The organism is Bradyrhizobium sp. CSA112, assembly GCF_029051645.1.
GTDB lineage: Bacteria > Pseudomonadota > Alphaproteobacteria > Rhizobiales > Xanthobacteraceae > Bradyrhizobium.
Window position 1 is genome coordinate 1 of record NZ_JAACFS010000037.1, and the last position, 17,709, is coordinate 17,709.

At 63.0% G+C, this 17,709-nt stretch carries 17 protein-coding genes and 1 pseudogene; 11 read left to right on the top strand and 7 right to left on the bottom strand.

Features of this window, described 5'->3' with window-relative positions:
- Positions 1-240 precede the first annotated feature (240 nt).
- The 3 genes and pseudogenes from serS to surE all read left to right on the top strand — a co-directional run bounded on the left by serS (position 241) and on the right by surE (position 2,950).
- Complete coding sequence (gene serS / locus GWE18_RS34820) at positions 241-1,572, top strand: serine--tRNA ligase (protein WP_275190199.1); 1,332 nt, start codon at positions 241-243, stop codon at positions 1,570-1,572.
- A gap of 12 nt (positions 1,573-1,584) precedes the next feature.
- Positions 1,585-1,791 (top strand): annotated as a pseudogene (locus tag GWE18_RS34825) (hypothetical protein); the annotation flags it as partial.
- A gap of 391 nt (positions 1,792-2,182) precedes the next feature.
- Positions 2,183-2,950: a 5'/3'-nucleotidase SurE gene (gene surE / locus GWE18_RS34830; protein ID WP_275190200.1), complete on the top strand. Its 768-nt coding sequence runs from the start codon at positions 2,183-2,185 to the stop codon at positions 2,948-2,950.
- Positions 2,951-3,120: 170 nt separating this feature from the next.
- On the opposite strand, the gene GWE18_RS34835 is transcribed toward surE, so the two are convergent.
- Entirely contained in the window at positions 3,121-3,498 is a 378-nt protein-coding gene (locus tag GWE18_RS34835; RefSeq protein WP_082646407.1) for a response regulator, read from the bottom strand.
- Positions 3,499-3,781: 283 nt separating this feature from the next.
- Between GWE18_RS34835 and GWE18_RS34840 the strand changes: the two genes are divergently transcribed.
- Positions 3,782-4,399, top strand: a complete 618-nt coding sequence (locus GWE18_RS34840; RefSeq protein WP_275190258.1) for a protein-L-isoaspartate(D-aspartate) O-methyltransferase — start codon at positions 3,782-3,784, stop codon at positions 4,397-4,399.
- A 109-nt stretch (positions 4,400-4,508) separates the two neighbouring features.
- Positions 4,509-5,882, top strand: a complete 1,374-nt coding sequence (locus tag GWE18_RS34845) for a peptidoglycan DD-metalloendopeptidase family protein (RefSeq protein WP_275190201.1) — start codon at positions 4,509-4,511, stop codon at positions 5,880-5,882.
- 177 nt (positions 5,883-6,059) lie between these two features.
- Here GWE18_RS34845 and GWE18_RS34850 read toward each other — a convergent pair whose 3' ends face one another.
- Positions 6,060-7,043, bottom strand: coding sequence for an ATP-binding protein (locus GWE18_RS34850; protein WP_275190202.1), 984 nt, complete (start codon positions 7,041-7,043; stop codon positions 6,060-6,062).
- 193 nt (positions 7,044-7,236) lie between these two features.
- On the opposite strand from GWE18_RS34850, the gene yajC reads away from it, so the two are divergent.
- From yajC to GWE18_RS34875, 5 genes are read left to right on the top strand one after another with little or no spacing between them, the layout of a single operon-like run.
- On the top strand, positions 7,237-7,599 hold the full coding sequence (yajC, locus tag GWE18_RS34855; RefSeq protein WP_057855867.1) for a preprotein translocase subunit YajC: 363 nt from the start codon (positions 7,237-7,239) through the stop codon (positions 7,597-7,599).
- Between the two features lie 55 nt (positions 7,600-7,654).
- Entirely contained in the window at positions 7,655-9,256 is a 1,602-nt protein-coding gene (secD, locus tag GWE18_RS34860; protein ID WP_275190203.1) for a protein translocase subunit SecD, read from the top strand.
- A gap of 10 nt (positions 9,257-9,266) precedes the next feature.
- Entirely contained in the window at positions 9,267-10,268 is a 1,002-nt protein-coding gene (gene secF / locus GWE18_RS34865) for a protein translocase subunit SecF (RefSeq protein ID WP_275190204.1), read from the top strand.
- Between the two features lie 2 nt (positions 10,269-10,270).
- The gene (locus GWE18_RS34870) at positions 10,271-10,654 is read left to right on the top strand and encodes an Mth938-like domain-containing protein (RefSeq protein ID WP_275190205.1); all 384 of its coding nucleotides are present in this window, start codon (positions 10,271-10,273) and stop codon (positions 10,652-10,654) included.
- The gene (locus GWE18_RS34875; protein WP_275190206.1) at positions 10,651-11,514 is read left to right on the top strand and encodes a phytoene/squalene synthase family protein; all 864 of its coding nucleotides are present in this window, start codon (positions 10,651-10,653) and stop codon (positions 11,512-11,514) included. Before GWE18_RS34870 ends, GWE18_RS34875 begins: the two co-directional genes overlap by 4 nt.
- 128 nt (positions 11,515-11,642) lie before the next feature.
- Here the strand turns inward: GWE18_RS34875 and GWE18_RS34880 are convergent, their stop codons facing one another.
- The 5 genes from GWE18_RS34880 to GWE18_RS34900 all read right to left on the bottom strand — a co-directional run bounded on the left by GWE18_RS34880 (position 11,643) and on the right by GWE18_RS34900 (position 16,954).
- Positions 11,643-12,746, bottom strand: coding sequence for a serine/threonine protein kinase (locus tag GWE18_RS34880; protein WP_275190207.1), 1,104 nt, complete (start codon positions 12,744-12,746; stop codon positions 11,643-11,645).
- 4 nt (positions 12,747-12,750) lie between these two features.
- Positions 12,751-14,184 (bottom strand): methylenetetrahydrofolate--tRNA-(uracil(54)-C(5))-methyltransferase (FADH(2)-oxidizing) TrmFO, encoded by a 1,434-nt coding sequence (gene trmFO, locus GWE18_RS34885; protein WP_275190208.1) that lies wholly within the window; start codon positions 14,182-14,184, stop codon positions 12,751-12,753.
- A gap of 167 nt (positions 14,185-14,351) precedes the next feature.
- On the bottom strand, positions 14,352-14,504 hold the full coding sequence (locus GWE18_RS34890) for a DUF1127 domain-containing protein (protein WP_275190209.1): 153 nt from the start codon (positions 14,502-14,504) through the stop codon (positions 14,352-14,354).
- Between the two features lie 495 nt (positions 14,505-14,999).
- On the bottom strand, positions 15,000-15,815 hold the full coding sequence (locus GWE18_RS34895) for a lytic murein transglycosylase (RefSeq protein WP_275190210.1): 816 nt from the start codon (positions 15,813-15,815) through the stop codon (positions 15,000-15,002).
- Between the two features lie 209 nt (positions 15,816-16,024).
- The gene (locus tag GWE18_RS34900) at positions 16,025-16,954 is read right to left on the bottom strand and encodes a DUF2189 domain-containing protein (RefSeq protein ID WP_275190211.1); all 930 of its coding nucleotides are present in this window, start codon (positions 16,952-16,954) and stop codon (positions 16,025-16,027) included.
- A gap of 297 nt (positions 16,955-17,251) precedes the next feature.
- On the opposite strand from GWE18_RS34900, the gene GWE18_RS34905 reads away from it, so the two are divergent.
- Complete coding sequence (locus GWE18_RS34905; RefSeq protein ID WP_057855857.1) at positions 17,252-17,632, top strand: DUF3597 domain-containing protein; 381 nt, start codon at positions 17,252-17,254, stop codon at positions 17,630-17,632.
- The last annotated feature ends 77 nt before the right edge of the window (positions 17,633-17,709 follow it).

Sequence of the window (17,709 nt, forward strand, 5' to 3'; positions counted from 1 at the left end):
CCCGCCCCCGGAAACCAACCCGGCCGAGTAGGGCGCCAGGGCCGCGCAGGCTAATAAGCCGTCATTCCCCGCGAAGGCGGGGAATCCAGTACGCCGCGGCCAGGCGGATTTATCTCGAACTGCTCTGGAATACTGGATCACCCGCTTTCGCGGGTGATGACGGGTGTGGTAACTGGGGCGCGTAAACAATCAACACTAGCCTTGATTGTTTACAGAAATCGACTTCGGGGCCAAATCCTCATGCACGACATCAAATCGATCCGCGACAATCCCCAGGCGTTCGACGCCGGACTGAAGCGCCGCGGGCTGGCGCCGCTGTCGGCTGCGCTGCTGACGATCGATGAAAAGCGCCGTGCGGCGATCCTGGCGTCCGAGCAGGCGCAGGCGCGGCGCAATGCAGCTTCGAAGGAAATCGGCGAAGCCAAGAAAGCGAAGGATGACGCGCGCGCCAACAGATTGATGGCTGAAGTGGCCGAACTCAAGACTACAATGCCGGAGCTCGAGCTTGCCGCGAAGACCGCGGACGAGGAGCTGGCAAAAGAACTTGCCGCGATTCCAAATCTGCCGCTCGACGACGTGCCCGAAGGCACAGACGAGCATGGCAATGTGCAGCGCCACGTCTACGGCAAGATCCGCAACTACGCCTTCACGACCAAGCCGCATGACGATCTCGGCGGCGCTCTTGGTTACATGGATTTTGAGGCGGCCGCAAAACTGAGTGGCGCGCGCTTCGTGGTGCTGAAGAAAGGACTTGCGCGGCTGGAGCGCGCAATCGGGCAGTTCATGCTCGATCTCCACACAAACGAACACGGCTACACCGAGGTCAATCCGCCGCTGTTGGTACGCAACGACGTGATGTTCGGCACGGGTCAATTGCCGAAATTCGAGGACGACCAGTTCTGGGCCATCAAGGGCGAATTGCTTGCGGCTCCCGACGAACGATTGAAGACCGAGCGTCTCGGTCTCATTCCCACCGCCGAAGTCTCGCTGACCAACCTCGTCCGCGAATCCATCGTCGACGAAAAAGAACTGCCGATGCGCCTCACCGCGCTGACACCGTGCTTCCGCGCCGAAGCCGGCGCAGCGGGGCGCGATACCCGCGGCATGATCCGGCAGCATCAATTTACAAAGGTCGAACTGGTGTCGATCGCGACGCCCGAGACCAGCCGTGACGAGCATGAGCGCATGCTGTCCTGCGCCGAGGAAGTATTGCGACGGCTCGACCTGCATTACCGCGTGATGACGCTGTGCTCCGGCGACATGGGCTTTTCCGCGCAAAAGACCTACGACATCGAGGTCTGGATGCCCGGGCAAGGCGATGGCGGAGCCTATCGTGAAATTTCGAGCTGCTCGGTGTGTGGGGATTTCCAAGCGCGCCGGATGGATGCGCGCTCGCGCGGGCCGGACGGCAAGCCGCGCTTCGTGCACACGCTGAACGGATCCGGCACGGCGGTCGGCCGCGCGCTGATCGCGGTGATGGAAACTTATCAGCAGGAAGACGGCTCCATTGCGGTGCCTGCGGTGCTGCAGCCCTATATGGGCGGGCTCAAAACCATCGAGCGGGACAAATAACGCAAAGCGAAAATGGCATTGCATCGCGACATCTTTTGGATCGGGAGGCAATGGGCTGTCACCGGCCACGGCATGCAATTGATCGATCAGAGGCTGATGGGCGCCTTCGATATCGAAGTGGCGCGCCTGTGGGACGACGATCTGATCGAGCGCATGCATGCCAAGGAGTGGCTCAACGCCGCGGATTTCGACAAAGGATTGGCGTTTGCGCGAACGCGGCATAAGCAGCAGCCGGCGGGATCGGCGCCGGTAGCTGCGCCGACGCCGGCGATTGAGTCCATCGCGCTGCCTCCGCTGGTTGCGAAGCCGGAACTGCCAAAGCTCGAGATGCCGAAGGTCGATCGGCCTGCTGTCGTGGTGCCTTCGCCCGCAGCGGTAGGGACGCCGCAAGGGCCTGACAGCCCGCCGCCCGTTGCCATGGAGCAGCCAAAGCAAAAATCGCCGGATCTTCAGATGAAAATCGACGGCGGCGCCAAATTCGCGCGTCCCTGGCGCATCTGGATGAAGAAAACATGAGGAAATGGGCCGGTTTGCCTCGGCGGCGATAGCCGGATAAGACGACGGCCCAAAGGCGAAAGCCGGCCACACCTCGAAAAAGGCGTTTTGACGGATGCGAATTCTCTGCACCAACGACGACGGCATCCATGCGCCGGGTCTGAAGATTGTCGAGGAGATCGCCCGCGCGCTGTCCGACGATGTCTGGATCGTGGCGCCGGAGCTCGATCAGTCCGGCGTTTCGCATTCGTTGTCGCTGAACGATCCGCTGCGACTGCGCGAAGTCGGTCCGCGCCACTTCGCGGTGCGGGGCACGCCGACCGATTGCGTGATCATGGGCTCGCGCCACATCCTCGGCGAGAAGATGCCCGATCTCGTGCTGTCCGGCGTCAACAAGGGCCGCAACGTCGCCGAGGACGTCGTTTATTCCGGCACCATCGCGGGCGCCCTTGAAGGCACGATTCTGGGAATTCCGTCGTTTGCACTGAGCCAGGAATTTTCCATCGAGACCCGTCACGCGCCGCTGTGGGACACCGCATTGAAATTCGGTCCGGACATCCTGCGCAAGGTAATCGACGCCGGCGTGCCGAAGAACACCGTGATCAACGTCAACTTCCCCGCCTGCACGCCCGATCAGGTCAAGGGCGTCCGTGTGACGCGGCAGGGCAAGCGCAACCTCGGCTTCCTGAAAGTCGACAAGCGCCACGACGGCCGCGGCAACCCGTATTTCTGGATCGGTTTTGAGCGCGCCGCGACGATGGATACGCCGGCCGAAGGCACCGATCTGGCGGCGCTTGCGGCGCGCTACGTATCGGTCACGCCGCTGCGGCTCGATCGTACCGATGAAGCGTTCTCGGAAGAGCTGACGACGACGTTGAAGTAGGCCCCGGCCGAACTCGTCATACCCGCGAAGGCGGGTATCCAGTACACCGCGGCTTCTCGGTTCAATCGCAGGTCTCTGGAATACTGGATCATCCGCCGGAGCCCGTCATCGGGCGGCCGTTCGGCCGACCCGTTGGCGGATGATGACGGCTGGGTGTGCGGATTGACGACCTAAACCGGCGCGCTCTTCATCGTGGAGGTGATCATCTGGGCCAGCGTTTCCAGTTGGAACGGCTTCTGTAGCGCGGGGCGGTCGCGATATTCCTGGGGCAGGCCGGAGGAGCCGTAACCGGTCGCAAAAATGAACGGACGGTTGCGCGCCGTGATCAACTCGGCCACGGGCGTGATCACCTTGCCGTTGACGTTGACGTCTAGAATGGCGAGATCGAACTCGGTCGATTGCACCAGCTTGACCGCTTCGCCGATTTCGCCGGCCTCGGCAGCTACGCTGTGGCCCAGCTCTTCCAGCATGTCAGCGACCATCATCCGGATCATGACCTCGTCTTCAACGAGGAAAACAGAACAGCCCGCCGGCCGTGTCGCCATCATGGGGAATCCTTGCCCTTCCAATGCTTTGAGGTTCGCAAAAAACACCCCTCGGCGCAACGTCGAGATGAACCGGCACGCTATAAGGCTAAGAACTTCCCGGCGAAGGATTTGCCGTGCCCTAACGCGGGGTCACGACCGCAGTTCCGGGAGTAGGAACCAAAATCTTGAGGAAATTCTTCCTTAAGTGCGCATGGGCTATTACATCTCGGCGAGGCCGAAGCATTGGATCGGCGGCAGAGTCCCCCACGAGACCGCAATGTCGCAAGAACCGCCCGAGAAGATGATGTTTCAGCTCAGCCTGCGGCGGCGGGGGATCAGCAACCAGGCTGTGCTGCGCGCCATGGAAGAGGTGCCGCGCGAAGTCTTCGTGGCGGCTGGCGATCGCGAACATGCCTACCGCGACAGCGCGCTCGGCATCGCCTGCGGGCAGACCATCAGCCAGCCCTTCGTGGTGGCCTACATGACCGAGCAGTTGCAGCCGCAGAAGCACCACAAGGTGCTCGAGATCGGTACCGGCTCCGGCTATCAGGCCGCGGTGCTGTCGCGGCTTTGCGCCCATGTCCTGACCATCGAGCGCTACCGGACGCTGGCGGACACGGCTCGCGCCCGGCTCGAAAAGCTCGGCTATTACAATGTCGAGGTGATGTTCGGCGACGGCTTCGACATCCCCCCGGGCGCCGGCGATTTCGACCGCATCATCGTCACGGCCGCGATGGAGCAAATCCCGGACAGTCTGCTGCAGCGGCTCGAGCCCCGCGGCATCCTGATCGCGCCGGTCGGCCCGCATCATGGCACCCAGACCCTGGTCCGGGTCACCAGGACCGAGAGCGGTTTTGAGCGCAAGGAGCTGGTCGATGTCCGCTTCGTCCCGGCCCTGCGGGGAATTGCGCGCGAACTGTAGAATCCCGGATTGGCGGTTCCCGCCAACATCTTATTCCAAGGGTTAAGCGGTTATTTACTCGGGACGTGTTTACTCAAAACAGTATTTTGTTGCGTACGAGTGAGTAACCATGTCCCGTGTCGCCGAGTTGCTTCGCTCGCGTCGGGTGCCGCAGGTGGCGGTGCTGGCGCTGATGTCGGTTGGCTTTGCCGGCTGCAGCGCCGATATGCAGACGCGCTTTTCCGATAGCTCCTTCTCCAATCCCTTTGCCTCCCAGCCCGAAGCGACCGGTTCGGTACGCACCCCCGCCGTCGACCGCCGCGAGCCGCCGCAATACGCCCGGCCGCAGGCGTCGGGTCCGCAATACCAGTCCGAGGCCTTGCCGCCGCCCGCCGTCACTGCACCGCACGCTTATCCGGCCAGCTCGGGCGGCGTGTCAGGAGGAGGGCGCGGGATTTCGTCCTATGCGCCGCCGTCCCGTCCGCCCATCGAGACCACCGCGACGGTACCGCCGCGCTCGGTCGCGGCCGCGCGCCCGGCTGCGCAGGGCGGCACCACAATCATCGTCGGCACCAGCGACACGCTCGACATTCTGGCCAAGCGCTACAACGTTTCAGCGGCCGCGATCCTGCAGGCCAATGGCTACAAGGGCCCGCGCACGCTGTCGCCCGGTCAGCAACTGATCATTCCGCGGCAAACAACAACGGCTGCGCCCGCGCCGGCGCTTGCGCCCCCGGCCAGCAAGCCGGTTGCCGCCGCGGCACCAGCGCCGAGCGTCCATGTCGTTAATCGCGGCGATACGCTGATGAGCATCGCGCGCCGCAACCATGTGCCGGTTGCCGAGCTCGCCAAGGCCAACAATCTCGATCAGACCGCAAAGCTCAGCCTTGGCATGAAGCTCACTGTGCCCGGTTCGAAATCCGCGGCCGCTGCTCCGGCGGCGCAGCCCGTCGCCGCAGCACCCGCCCAGCCGGTCGCCCCGGCTGCCGCGCCGGCCACCAAGATGGCCGCAGCCGGCGGTCCGCCGCAGAGCGCGCGGCTGGCTTCCGCCACCACGAATGTCACGGAAGAAAAGCCCGTCATCGAGCAAGCTTCCATCAAGCCCGGTGAAGCGACCGGCGCGCTGCCGACCTTCCGCTGGCCGGTGCGCGGCAAGGTGATCACGAGCTACGGCGCCAAGACCAACGGCAAATCGAATGACGGCATCAACCTGGCAGTGCCGGAAGGCACGCCGGTGAAGGCGGCGGAAGACGGCGTGGTCGCCTATTCCGGTAACGAGCTGAAGGGTTACGGCAATCTGGTTCTGGTGCGGCACTCCAACGGTTACGTCACCGCATATGCCCATGCGAGTGAACTGCTGGTGAAGCGCGGCGATACGATCAAGCGTGGCCAGATCATTGCCAAATCGGGTCAATCGGGCGAGGTGGGGTCGCCGCAGCTCCACTTCGAGATCCGCAAGGGATCATCGCCGGTTGACCCGCTTCAATTCCTGAACGGGGCGTGATCGGCTAGCTGCCAACGGCGCCGCCCCACCCACAACCGTCGTCGCCCGGCTTGACCGGGCGATCAAGTATTCCAGAGCAGTTGCGATTGAGCCGAGAAGCCGCGGCGTACTGGATTCCCCGCCTTCGCGGGGAATGACAGTTCGGGGTTGTCGCGGGATGTCTGCTCGCGGACCAGCCTATTTCCCCGCCAGCCGCACGCCCAGCCGTCCTGCCAGTTCCTGCGTGAACTGCCAGGCGACGCGGCCCGACCGGGAGCCGCGTGTGGTCGACCATTCCAGCGCTTCGCGTTCCAGATCTTCGTCTGACATCTTGATGCCGAAATGGCCGCAATAGCCGCGCACCATGGCGAGGTACTCGTCCTGGCTGCAGCGGTGAAAGCCGAGCCACAGACCAAAACGGTCCGACAGCGACACCTTCTCCTCGACCGCTTCGCCCGGGTTGATCGCGGTCGAGCGTTCGTTCTCGATCATCTCGCGCGCCAGCAGGTGCCGCCGGTTGGAGGTGGCATAGAGAATGACGTTGTCTGGACGTCCCTCGATACCGCCTTCCAGCACTGCCTTCAGCGATTTGTAGGAGGCGTCGTTGCCGTCGAAGGAGAGGTCGTCGCAGAACACGATGAAGCGGAAATCGGAGCTCCGCAGCAGGTCCATCAGGCCGGGCAGGCTCTCGATGTCCTCGCGGTGAATCTCGATCAGCTTGAGCCGGTCGGAAGGCTTGCGGTCGATGTTGATATTGGCATGCGTCGCCTTCACCAGTGAGGACTTGCCCATGCCTCGCGCACCCCAGAGCAGCGCGTTATTGGCCGGCAGGCCGTCGGCAAAGCGCTCGGTGTTTTCGATCAGGATGTCGCGCATCCGGTCGATGCCCTTGAGCAGGCCGAGATCGACGCGGCTGACGCGCGGCACCGGCGAAAGGCGTCCGTCCGGATGCCAGACAAAGGCGTCGGCGGAGCCGAATGACTTGGGGTTTCCCGCCGCCGGAGAGGCCGCGGAAAGGTGGCCGGCGATGGCTTCCAGCGCCGTGGCGATCCGCTCGGCGGCGGCGTCGTTAAGCGTGTTTGGCGGACGTTTTGTCGCGGTTTTCGCTTGGCCTCGCGAAGCTGCCCTGGGGGTGGCGCGCGGCGCTGTTTGAGTCGCTTTTTTCTTGGGTTTTTTCGACATTTCCGGAGTTCCTTACCGCGCAGCCTTAACGGGCCTTGGAAGGTCTCGCAAGCGGCCTAAATGAGAGGGCGGCCAGCGTTGCAATTGGGCCCGCCGCCGCTATAGTCCGCGCGAATTTGCCCGGACCGGCGATTTGCTCAAGGCGCTAAGCCCAGGCATGGCCGGTTCTTTTCCGTCTCACGAGGATTGTTCGATGCTGATTACTCCTGCGTACGCCCAGGCTGCAGCCGGTGGCGATGCCAACAGCATGTTGATGTCGCTGCTGCCGTTCGCGCTGATCTTCGTGATCATGTATTTCCTGATTCTGCGGCCGCAGCAGAAGAAGGTGAAGGATCACCAGGAGCTGGTCAAAAACATCCGCCGCGGTGACACCGTGGTGACCTCGGGCGGCCTGGTCGGCAAGGTAACCAAGGTGGTGGACGACGACCAGATCGAGTTCGAGATTTCGGACGGTGTCCGAGTGCGGCAGATGCGGCAGATGATTTCAGGCGTCCGCGCCAAGGGCGAGCCCGCCAAGGAAAAGAGTGAGGCCAAGGACGAGACGTCCGCGAGCTGAGTTTTCCGCGCCGCTTCCCGCGGCGCACTTTCCTGGATTCTGACGGGTCTACTCGATGTTGTATTTCACGCGGTGGAAGGCGCTGGCGATCATTCTGACCGCGCTAATCGTCTGCCTGTTCGCGGTTCCGAACTTCTTTTCCCAGGAGCGGGTGAAGAACTGGCCGGTGTGGGCACAACGCCACATCGTGCTCGGCCTCGATCTGCAGGGCGGCTCGTACCTGCTGCTCGAAGTCGATTCCAACTATGTGAAGAAGGAAAAGCTCGACCAGGTGCGCGACGAGATCCGCCGCGTGCTGCGTGATGCCAAGATCGGCTATACCGGCCTTGCCGTCCGCGGCGACGCCGCCGAAGTCCGCGTCAAGGAGAGTGACCAGCAAGCGGCCCTCGCCAAGCTGCGCGAGCTGTCGCAGCCGCTTGGCGGCCTGCTCGGCTCCTCAGGGCAGCGCAGCCTCGAAGTCTCCGATGCCGGCGGCGGCCTGTTCCGTCTCACCGTGCCGCAAGCCGCCATTACCGAACGCATCCGGCAAACGATTGAACAGTCGATCCAGATCGTCGAGCGCCGTATCAACGAATTGGGCACGGTCGAGCCCTTGATCCAGCGGCAAGGCACCGATCGCATCTTGGTCCAGGTGCCGGGATTGCAGGATCCAACCGACCTGAAGCGCATCCTTGGCCAGACCGCCAAGATGGAATTCCGCATGGTCGATTCGTCGGTGTCGCCGGATCAGGCTCAGTCGGGGCGAGGGATTTCGGCGGATTCGGAAGTCTTGATGAGCGAGCAATCGCCCAAGGTGCCCTACGTCATCAAGCGGCAGGTGCTGGTGTCGGGCGGCGATCTGACCGACGCGCAGCCGGGCTTCGACCAGCGCACAAACGAGCCGATCGTGAACTTCAAGTTCAACAGTTCGGGCTCGCGCAAATTCGCGCAGGCGACGTCGGAAAATGTCGGGCAACCCTTTGCTATCGTCCTCGACAACAAGGTGATATCCGCACCCGTGATCCGCGAGCCGATCACCGGCGGCCAGGGCCAGATTTCCGGCAGCTTCACGGTGCAGGCGGCCAACGAACTCGCGCTGCTAATGCGTGCCGGCGCACTGCCGGCGCCGCTGACCGTGATCGAGGAGCGCACCGTCGGCCCCGGGCTTGGCCAGGACTCGATCGAAAAGGGCAAACTCGCGGCTTACGTCGGCTCGATCATGGTCATCGCGTTCATGCTGCTGACCTACCGGCTGTTCGGCGTGTTCGCCAACATCGCGGTTGCCATCAACGTCGCGATGATCTTTGGCATCCTGTCGCTGCTCAACGCCACGCTGACGCTGCCCGGTATCGCCGGCGTCGTGCTGACCGTTGGTATCGCGGTCGACTCCAACGTGCTGATCTATGAGCGCATCCGTGAGGAACTGCGCGGCGGGCGCAATGCGATTTCGGCGATCGACGCCGGTTTCAGGCGAGCGCTGGCGACTATCTTGGACTCCAATATCACCACCTTCATTGCCGCAGCGGTGCTGTTCTACATCGGCACCGGCCCGGTTCGCGGCTTCGCCGTCACGCTCGGCATCGGTATCATCACCACGGTCTTCACAGCGTTTACGCTCACCAGCCTGATCGTCGCTGGCTGGGTGCGCTGGAAGCGGCCGAAGACCGTGCCGATCTAGGGACCCCACTGTGACTCAATCTATTCTCATTGCGCTGGGCGTTCTGATCGTCGTGCTGACCGTGGTCGCCGTGTTCGATCTGTTGCCGCCGCTGCGCATCGTCCCTGACGTCACGCATTTCGATTTCACGCGCTTTCGTCGCATCAGCTTCCCGATCTCCGCGGCTCTTTCGATCCTCGCGATCGTGCTGTTTTTCACCCACGGGCTGAATTTCGGCATCGACTTCAGGGGCGGTACGCTGCTGGAAGTGCAGGACAAGTCCGGCCCCGCCGACATCGGCGCGATGCGCACGAAACTGAGCACGCTCGGGCTCGGCGATATTCAGCTACAGCAATTCGGCGGTCCGGCCGACGTGCTGATTCGGGTAGCCGAGCAACCCGGCGGCGACGCCGCGCAGCAGGCTGCGGTGCAGAAAGTCCGCGGCGCGCTCGGCGATTCCGTTGAATATCGCCGCGTCGAAGTGGTGGGACCGCGCGTTTCCGGCGAATTGCTGGCTTACGGCATGCTCGGCATGATGCTCGCGATTTTCTCAATCCTGATCTATCTCTGGTTCCGGTTCGAATGGCAGTTCGCGCTCGGCGCCATGATCGCCAACGTCCACGACATCGTGCTGACGATCGGCTTCATGTCGATCTCGCAGGTCGATTTCGACCTCACGAGTATTGCCGCGTTATTGACGATTCTGGGTTACTCCCTGAACGATACGGTCGTGATCTACGATCGCATCCGGGAAATGCTGCGGCGTTACAAGAAAATGCCGATGCCGCAACTGCTGAACGAATCCATCAATTCGACACTGTCGCGCTCGATCATCACCCACGTCACGGTGACGCTGGCGTTGCTGGCGCTGTTGTTGTTCGGCGGTCACGCGATCCACAGCTTTACGGCGGTCATGGTGTTCGGCGCGCTGCTGGTTGGCACCTACACTTCGATCTTCATCGCTGCGCCGATCCTGATCTATCTTGGCGTCGGTGAGCACCGCGACGCGCCGGATACGCCTGCGAAGAAGTAATTATGGCAACATCCTCGGACGTCCCGCATCTTCCGAGGTCGGCGCCGATCGAAGCCTACGGCAAGGGCGGCTTCGCCTTCGCCGACATGTCGCATCGCGGCTCGCTGCTCTGCCTGCCGGACGGTATTTGGGCCTGGCCGGTGACGAAACCTGCCGAGATCGACGAGTATTCGCTGACGCGCGTGTTCAAGGCCGCCAACTCCATCGATACGCTGATCGTCGGCACCGGCACTGAAGTCTGGGTGCCGCCGCGGGGCCTTCGGGAAGCATTGCGCGCCGTGCGCGTGGTACTCGATGCGATGCAGACGGGACCTGCGATCCGCACCTACAACATCATGCTGGGCGAGCGCCGGCGGGTCGCGGCGGCGTTGATCGCGGTGCCATGAGCGGGGCGGCGACGTCAAAAGATTCCGCCGCGTTCTGCGCCGATCTGGTGCGCACGCACGACTTCGCCCGCTACGCATCGACGCTGTTTCTGCCGGCGGCTCAGCGGCGCGCGCTGCTGGCGGTCTATGCCTTCAACGTTGAGGTAACGCGCGTGCGCGAGCAGGTCAGCCAGCCTCTGCCGGGCGAAATGCGGCTGCAATGGTGGACTGACATGCTCGAAGGCGCCGGCCATGGCGGCGTCGAGGGCAATCCTGTCGCGGCCGAGCTGTTGCAAGCCATCGGCGAATTCCGCCTGCCGGTCGAGCCGCTGTCGCGGCTGATCGAGGAGCATCAGTTCGATCTCTATAATGATCCGATGCCGTCGATGGCGGCGCTGGAAGGCTATGTCACCGACACCTCCGCGGCGCTGTTCTCGTTCGGCGCACGGATCGCGGCACAGCCGTCGGCCGTGATCGACCATCTCGCGCGTCATGCCGGGCTGGCCCAGGGCATGGCGCAGGTGATCGCAACTCTGCCGTTCGATGCCGCGCGGCGTCAGCTATTCCTGCCGCTGCAATTGCTGCAGCAACACGGCAGCGGGATGGAAGAGGTCTTTTCCGGCAAGCAGACGCCGCAGGCGCGTGCCGCGATCGATCAGTTGGTCGGGGACGCCCGAAAGCATCTCGGTACAGCCTTTGAGCTGCTCATGCACGTGCCGCGGCCTGTGCGGCCGGTGTTCCTGCCGCTGACGCTGGTCCGCCGCGATCTCAAGCGTATGTCGCGTGCTGACGCCGATCCGTTCGTGCCGCAGGTGCCGTCGCGTTTGCGGATTTTGTGGACGCTGTGGCGCGCCTCGCGATCCCGGGAGTTTGGTGGGTAGGGTCGCTGCAGCTAACACCGTCATACCCCGCGAAAGCGGGGTATCCAGTACGCCGCGGCTTATCGGTTCAATCACTGACGTCTCTGGAATACTGGATCACCCGCCTTCGCGGGTGACGACAGCAAACGTCAAGTTGACGGCCTATCCAGATCAGCCGACTCGAAATTGAACCGGTCCCGCAAGTTCTTGCGGCTCTCCAGAATGTCCTTCAGGAACGCGCGGTCGACCTCGTTCGTGATCAGCGGCTCGATCAGGTCGAGCTGGTTCATCGCAACGAGCTGCAATATCTCCGTGCGCGGCTTACCGGCGGCGTCGCGCGGCAAGCCGTGCACCACCTGGATATGCTCTGGCGGCCTGACGCCCTTGGCTGTCGCGAGTTCACTGCGCAGCTGCTTCTCCAGTGCGACCTTGTCGGCCTCGACGAAGGCATACAACCCGACGCCGGTACGCCGGTCGGCGAAAGCCACGATCGCGGTGTCGCGCACGTCCGGGTTCTTCCTGATCAGGTCGATCAGCACAGGCGCGTCGTTGACCAGCCGCCTGCCGCCGCCTTCGCGGTCGGTGAAATTGAATAGCCCGCGCGTGATGGCCTGGTAGATCTTCTTGCCGGTCTTGAGCCAGATGCTGGCGACAAAGGATTTGCGCGCCAGGATCTTGCGTTCCATCGGCGTCAGCGCCGACGGCGCATAGCTGCGCTTGTGCTTCAGCAGGTGCCGCAGATCCTCGTAGGCCGCGATCCGGAACAGTCGGCTTCTTGTCTTGAAGCAGGCAGCCAGTTGAAAATCGGTCACATAGGCCCGGCCGTTGCTGCCGCGGAGCCAGTTCTGCTCCTTGGCGAGATCGTTGTGGCAGATGCCGGCGCGGTGCAGCCTGCGCAAGGCGAGTTTGGCGGATCGGAAATAGGCGAGGTCGCCATGGGGTTTTGCCAGATGCAGCGCGACACCATCGATGAAGCCGCGCACCAGCGCTCTTCGGCCGGCCCAGAGCAGCTTCGGGCCGACGTCAAGATCGCGCGCCAGCGCCAGCGCGCGGCGCTCGCGGGCGAACAGATGGCGGGCGAGCGGATAGGACCACAGCGGCACCTGATCGAGCCGGCGCAGCACGGCATCGATCTCGCCGGCATCATCGCGGAAACGGCCGCGCTCGACGGTCGAGAACACGTCGCGCTTCAGCAGCACTCCTTCGGTCCATCGCGCCGACAGGGTGGCGTTGTCGTCTTTCGGCAAGCCCATGGGATTACGCCGCCGCCGCAACGCGCAGATGATCGGCGATCCAGCGATCGAGATCGGTAAGCGCACGGGCGCTAAGCGCCTGCTTCTTGGCAACCGTCTTCTCGTTGCCGCGCAGCCGCGTGCCGTCGGGTTTTTTGCTCGGCACACTCGCAAGCGGAGGAAACAGTCCGAAATTGACGTTCATCGGCTGGAACGAGCGCGTTCCCGCCTCTGACGTCTCGATGTGGCCCCCGGTGATATGCCCAAGCAGCGATCCCAATGCCGTGGTCGCAGGCGGCGGTTCGAGCGATTGCGCCCGAGCGTTCGCCGCAGCGTAAAGGCCTGCGATCAGGCCGATGCTGGCGGATTCCACATAGCCCTCGCATCCGGTCATCTGCCCGGCAAAGCGCAGCCGCGGCTGCGCGCGCAGACGCAACTGCCCGTCCAGCAGCTTTGGCGAGTTCAGGAAGGTGTTGCGGTGCAGGCCGCCGAGCCGGGCGAATTCGGCGTTCTCGAGCCCTGGAATGGTGCGGAATACGCGCTGCTGCGCGCCGTAATTCAGCTTGGTCTGAAAGCCGACGATGTTGTAGAGCGTGCCGAGCTTGTTGTCCTGCCGCAGTTGCACGATGGCGTAAGGTTTGACCGTGGGGTTGTGCGGATTGGTCAGCCCGACCGGCTTCATCGGTCCGTGTCGCAGCGTCTCGTGGCCGCGCTCGGCCATCACCTCGACCGGCAGGCAGCCGTCGAAATAGGGCGTGTTAGTCTCCCAGTCCTTGAAATCCACCTTGTCGCCGGCCAGCAGCGCCGCGACGAAGGCGTCATACTGCTCCTTCGTCATCGGGCAGTTGATGTAATCAGCGCCGGTGCCGCCGGGCCCGACCTTGTCGTAGCGCGACTGAAACCACGCCACCGACATATCGATGGAATCCTTGTGCACGATCGGCGCGATTGCATCGAAGAACGCCAGCGCGTTCTCGTCGGTGAGTTCGCGGATAGCGTCCGCCAGCGGCGCTGAGGTGAGGGGGCCGGTCGCGACGATCACGTTGCCCCATTCGGTGGGCGGCAGACTGGCGATTTCAGCGCGATCGATCTCGATCAGGGGATTGTCGTGCAGCGCCTTGGTGACCGCTGCAGAAAACCCGTCGCGGTCGACCGCCAGCGCCCCGCCCGCGGGCACCTGGTTGGCGTCGGCGGAGCGCATGATCAGCGAGCCCAACCTGCGCATCTCGGCGTGCAGCAGGCCTACGGCGTTGTTGGCGGCGTCGTCCGAGCGAAACGAGTTGGAGCAGACGAGCTCGGCCAGACCTTCGGTGCGGTGCGCCTCGGTCATCCGCAACGGGCGCATCTCGTGCAGGACGACGCGAACGCCCGCATTGGCGACCTGCCAGGCAGCTTCCGAGCCGGCAAGGCCGCCGCCAATCACATGGACGGTGTCAGTTTGGGGGGTAGAGGAAATCATGCGCGCAGGGTTAGCGCGTTTTCGCGCCAAGCGCACCTACCATAGCGTTTTCGAGCGAAGTGGGATGCCGGTTCGCGTGAAGAAAACGCGTCAAACTAAAGGCTAGAAACGACAACGCCCGCAGCAGGGCGGGCGCTATCCGTTCATCAGGCGCGGCTGAACGAAGATCAGCCGTTGTGGGTTCCCGCTGCAACGCGCGGAATGTCCGAACGATCAAGGCCAATATCGGCCAGTTCGCGATCGCTGAGCTGGGACAGTTCGCTGACATTGCGCTGATAATCCCGGAACGCCTGGATCATGCGGATGAGCGAGAGCAACATGGTAGTCTCCTTGCAGTTACGGTTCAGCCCTTGGAGGAATGGCCTCACCGTTGAAATGAATATAGCTTGGATTTTTGCAGTGCGGAACTTCTTATGTTGCGATGCAGCTAATCCTAGAACGCATGGCAACGGTAAGGACCGCTTAACTTTTCAGTATGGCTGAAGGATCGGTCGGCTCGTACGCCCGGCAGGTGTCTCGCCCATTGAATATAATACCGTAAATTTAGGGACTTACCGTCATTTCCAAATTAACCGCCCCCGTCGCCAAATAGCGATCGGGAGGGCTCGAGTGCGAGCCCGCGAGCGCGTGCAGCGCACAAAAATATCCTTCAAAGCGAGCTCTTTGGAATCTTCTTATGCGAATCGCACGTGGCGCATTGATTATGAATGAACATTTATTCATTCTTACGAGTGACGATACGCTCGCACGAAGCTATCCATAGGCGCAGACCTGAGGGATGATGACCGCTGTGCCGGCCCTGAGTGGTTGCTGGTCTAAGGCGCCCGCGAAAGCTGCGTCGCGAAATGGGCGATGGTCCTGGCATAGACCTCGCTCTTGTTCCATTCTTTGATCGCTGCAAAATTAGCGCTGCCGGGCTCCCAGTCCTTGCCGCGCTGCCAGCCGTGGCCGGCAAGGAAGTTGGCGGTCGAGGCCAGCACATCCGGGGGGCTGCGCAAGAGATCGCGGCGGCCGTTGCCGTCGAAATCGACCGCGAACTTGACGTAGGACGATGGCATGAACTGGGTTTGACCGATTTCGCCAGCCCATGCGCCGCGCAAATCCTGTGCCGCGATGTCGCCGCGCTCGACGATGCGCAGCGCGTCCATCAACTCGGCCTTGAACATATCGGCGCGGCGGCAATCATAGGCCAGCGTTGCCAGCGAGCGCAGCGTCGCGAATTTTCCGATGTTGACGCCGAAATCGGTTTCCAGGCCCCAGATTGCCACCAGCACTTCGCCAGGTACGCCATAGGCCTGTTCGATGCGCCCGAGCACGGAGCCGTATTGCTTGAGCATGTTGGAGCCGCGCGTGAGCCGGGGCGGAATCATGCGGCCGGAGAATTCCTCAAAACTCTGGCTGAAGACCTTTTGCGATTGGTCGCGGGCCAGCACGCTCTTGTCGAGCGTGACGCCGGTCAAGCCAGCCTGAATGGCGGACGTCGATATTCCTTTGGAGGCCGCTTCCTTCTTGAAGTCCTCCAGCCATGCTTCGAACGGGCCCGCGCCGCAAGGTGCGGCGAGGGCGGGCGCCGCAGAAGTCAGCAACAGAGCGCCCAGGGTCAGAGCGCGCAGAGAGGGGCGAGAGATCATCGTGCCGTTCACTCCACGATCGATGCGTCATCAACGTTAGTGTCAACGTCATGCCGAATGTTCGAAGCAAGATCGGCCAAAACAAGGCTTATGTGGCTACCGTGACCGACTTTTCGTTGAAGATGCTCAATTCATCGTTAGTGAGCGGTGAACAGCCCCGCCGCCGGTCGGGTCGACCGGCGGCGTGATCGACCGGCTTCCGTGCAGGCCTATGCGCTATCTTTGCGCCGCCAGGGGAACAGATTGGCCGGAAAATCGGCGGCAGGCTTGCGCTCGCGGTGTGCACGGGGCGGAAGCGGCTGCGGATTGAGTTCCGGTTCGATCGTTGCCCGATAAAGATGCCAGGTGGCATGCCCGAGCAGCGGGATGACGACGGCGAGGCCGACGAAGAACGGCAACGTTCCCGCGACCAGCAGCACCGCGACGATCAACCCCCAGGCCGCCATCGGCACGGGATTGCGTGCGACCGCGCGCAGCGAGGTCACCATCGCATCGCCGGCGCCGGCATGACGGTCCAGCATCAGCGGGAAGGAGACCACGCTGATGCAAAGCGCGACGAGGGCGAACACGAAGCCGACGCCGCAGCCGACCACGATCAGCCACCAGCCTTGCGACGTCGTCAGCACGCGAGTAGCGAAATCGGAAATGCCGGTCACGCCCGCATAGCCGAACGCGGCGATGTAGATCGCCTGCGCGGTGGCCACCCAGGTCACGAACAGCGCGAATAGAAGGACGCCGAGCCCGAGCATCGCGCCGAATGACGGCGAACGCAGCACCTCCAGCGCATCCCATGCGCTTGCCTGTTCACCACGCTCGCGGCGGCGGCTCATTTCATAGAGGCCAAGCGCAGCAAACGGACCGATCAGGGCGAAGCCCGCGGCCAGCGGAAACAACAGCGGTATGACGGAATAGCCGAGGACGGCGCGTGCCAGCACCAGTCCGAGTACGGGATAGATCACGCACAGGATGATGGCATGGCTTGGCACGGCCTTGAAATCCTCCCAGCCGCGTCGCAGCGCGCTGCCGAGTTCGGCAAAGCCGATGGTTCGGATGACTGGCGCAGCCGCGGCGTCTCGCCCGCTTTGCGTCAGTGATGTGACATTGCCTTGATAAGAATTGCCTTGATAAGAAGTGGCCATGGTCGCTGTCTCCCTTTCGGCGGTCGCATTTTGCGCCGATCGAAAGACGCAAACGTGCCATTTCCAAAAAAGATCACGATCGGGCCAGACGCGAAGACAGGGTGGTGGAACTGGCCATGCCGCGAACTGTTCTTGGAGCGTACTCTCAAACAGCGACAATCGCACTCACGCTTCGGTGAATGTTTCATTGGCAAGTTTTATCTGGCTCGCTAGAGTTGTACACGATCCCGGCGTGGTGCTGCCGGTCAAACAGTGCCGCCAAGACTCACCCCATCCTCAAGTCATTGGGAGCAAACGATGAGCATTTTCGGAAAAATCATGAGCGCGATCTTCGGCACCAAGGCAGACGCAGCGCCGGCTGGCGGCGGCGCTGCCGCGGAGGCCGGATCGTCCGGCGGGGCCGCTGCACCGGCCGCGGCGACTGTCGACGTCGCGCCGATCCTGGACAAAGCTGTGGCCGCCAAGGGCGAGAAGCTTGCGTGGCGTACCTCGATCGTCGACCTGATGAAGGCGCTCGACATCGATTCCAGCTTCGCCGCGCGCAAGGATCTCGCGAAGGAGCTCGGCTATACCGGCGACAGCAACGATTCCGCAAGCATGAACATCTGGCTGCACAAGCAGGTCATGGCCAAGCTGGCCGCCAATGGCGGCAAACTGCCGCCTGATATCAAGCACTGACGCTTCACTCGGCTCACACATGCGAAGGCCTGCGGCGACGCGGGCCTTCTTTCTTTGGTGCGGTCGCAATGCAGCCG

Coding starts and splice junctions, on each gene's coding strand:
- yajC (WP_057855867.1), top strand. CDS start 7,237: ATGCTGATTACTCCTGCGTACGCCCAGGCTGCAGCCGGTGGCGATGCC.
- serS (WP_275190199.1), top strand. CDS start 241: ATGCACGACATCAAATCGATCCGCGACAATCCCCAGGCGTTCGACGCC.
- secD (WP_275190203.1), top strand. CDS start 7,655: ATGTTGTATTTCACGCGGTGGAAGGCGCTGGCGATCATTCTGACCGCG.
- GWE18_RS34890 (WP_275190209.1), bottom strand. CDS start 14,504: ATGTTGCTCTCGCTCATCCGCATGATCCAGGCGTTCCGGGATTATCAG.
- trmFO (WP_275190208.1), bottom strand. CDS start 14,184: ATGATTTCCTCTACCCCCCAAACTGACACCGTCCATGTGATTGGCGGC.
- GWE18_RS34895 (WP_275190210.1), bottom strand. CDS start 15,815: ATGATCTCTCGCCCCTCTCTGCGCGCTCTGACCCTGGGCGCTCTGTTG.
- GWE18_RS34850 (WP_275190202.1), bottom strand. CDS start 7,043: ATGTCGAAAAAACCCAAGAAAAAAGCGACTCAAACAGCGCCGCGCGCC.
- GWE18_RS34875 (WP_275190206.1), top strand. CDS start 10,651: ATGAGCGGGGCGGCGACGTCAAAAGATTCCGCCGCGTTCTGCGCCGAT.
- GWE18_RS34900 (WP_275190211.1), bottom strand. CDS start 16,954: ATGGCCACTTCTTATCAAGGCAATTCTTATCAAGGCAATGTCACATCA.
- GWE18_RS34840 (WP_275190258.1), top strand. CDS start 3,782: ATGTTTCAGCTCAGCCTGCGGCGGCGGGGGATCAGCAACCAGGCTGTG.
- GWE18_RS34835 (WP_082646407.1), bottom strand. CDS start 3,498: ATGATGGCGACACGGCCGGCGGGCTGTTCTGTTTTCCTCGTTGAAGAC.
- GWE18_RS34905 (WP_057855857.1), top strand. CDS start 17,252: ATGAGCATTTTCGGAAAAATCATGAGCGCGATCTTCGGCACCAAGGCA.
- GWE18_RS34880 (WP_275190207.1), bottom strand. CDS start 12,746: ATGGGCTTGCCGAAAGACGACAACGCCACCCTGTCGGCGCGATGGACC.
- GWE18_RS34870 (WP_275190205.1), top strand. CDS start 10,271: ATGGCAACATCCTCGGACGTCCCGCATCTTCCGAGGTCGGCGCCGATC.
- GWE18_RS34845 (WP_275190201.1), top strand. CDS start 4,509: ATGTCCCGTGTCGCCGAGTTGCTTCGCTCGCGTCGGGTGCCGCAGGTG.
- surE (WP_275190200.1), top strand. CDS start 2,183: ATGCGAATTCTCTGCACCAACGACGACGGCATCCATGCGCCGGGTCTG.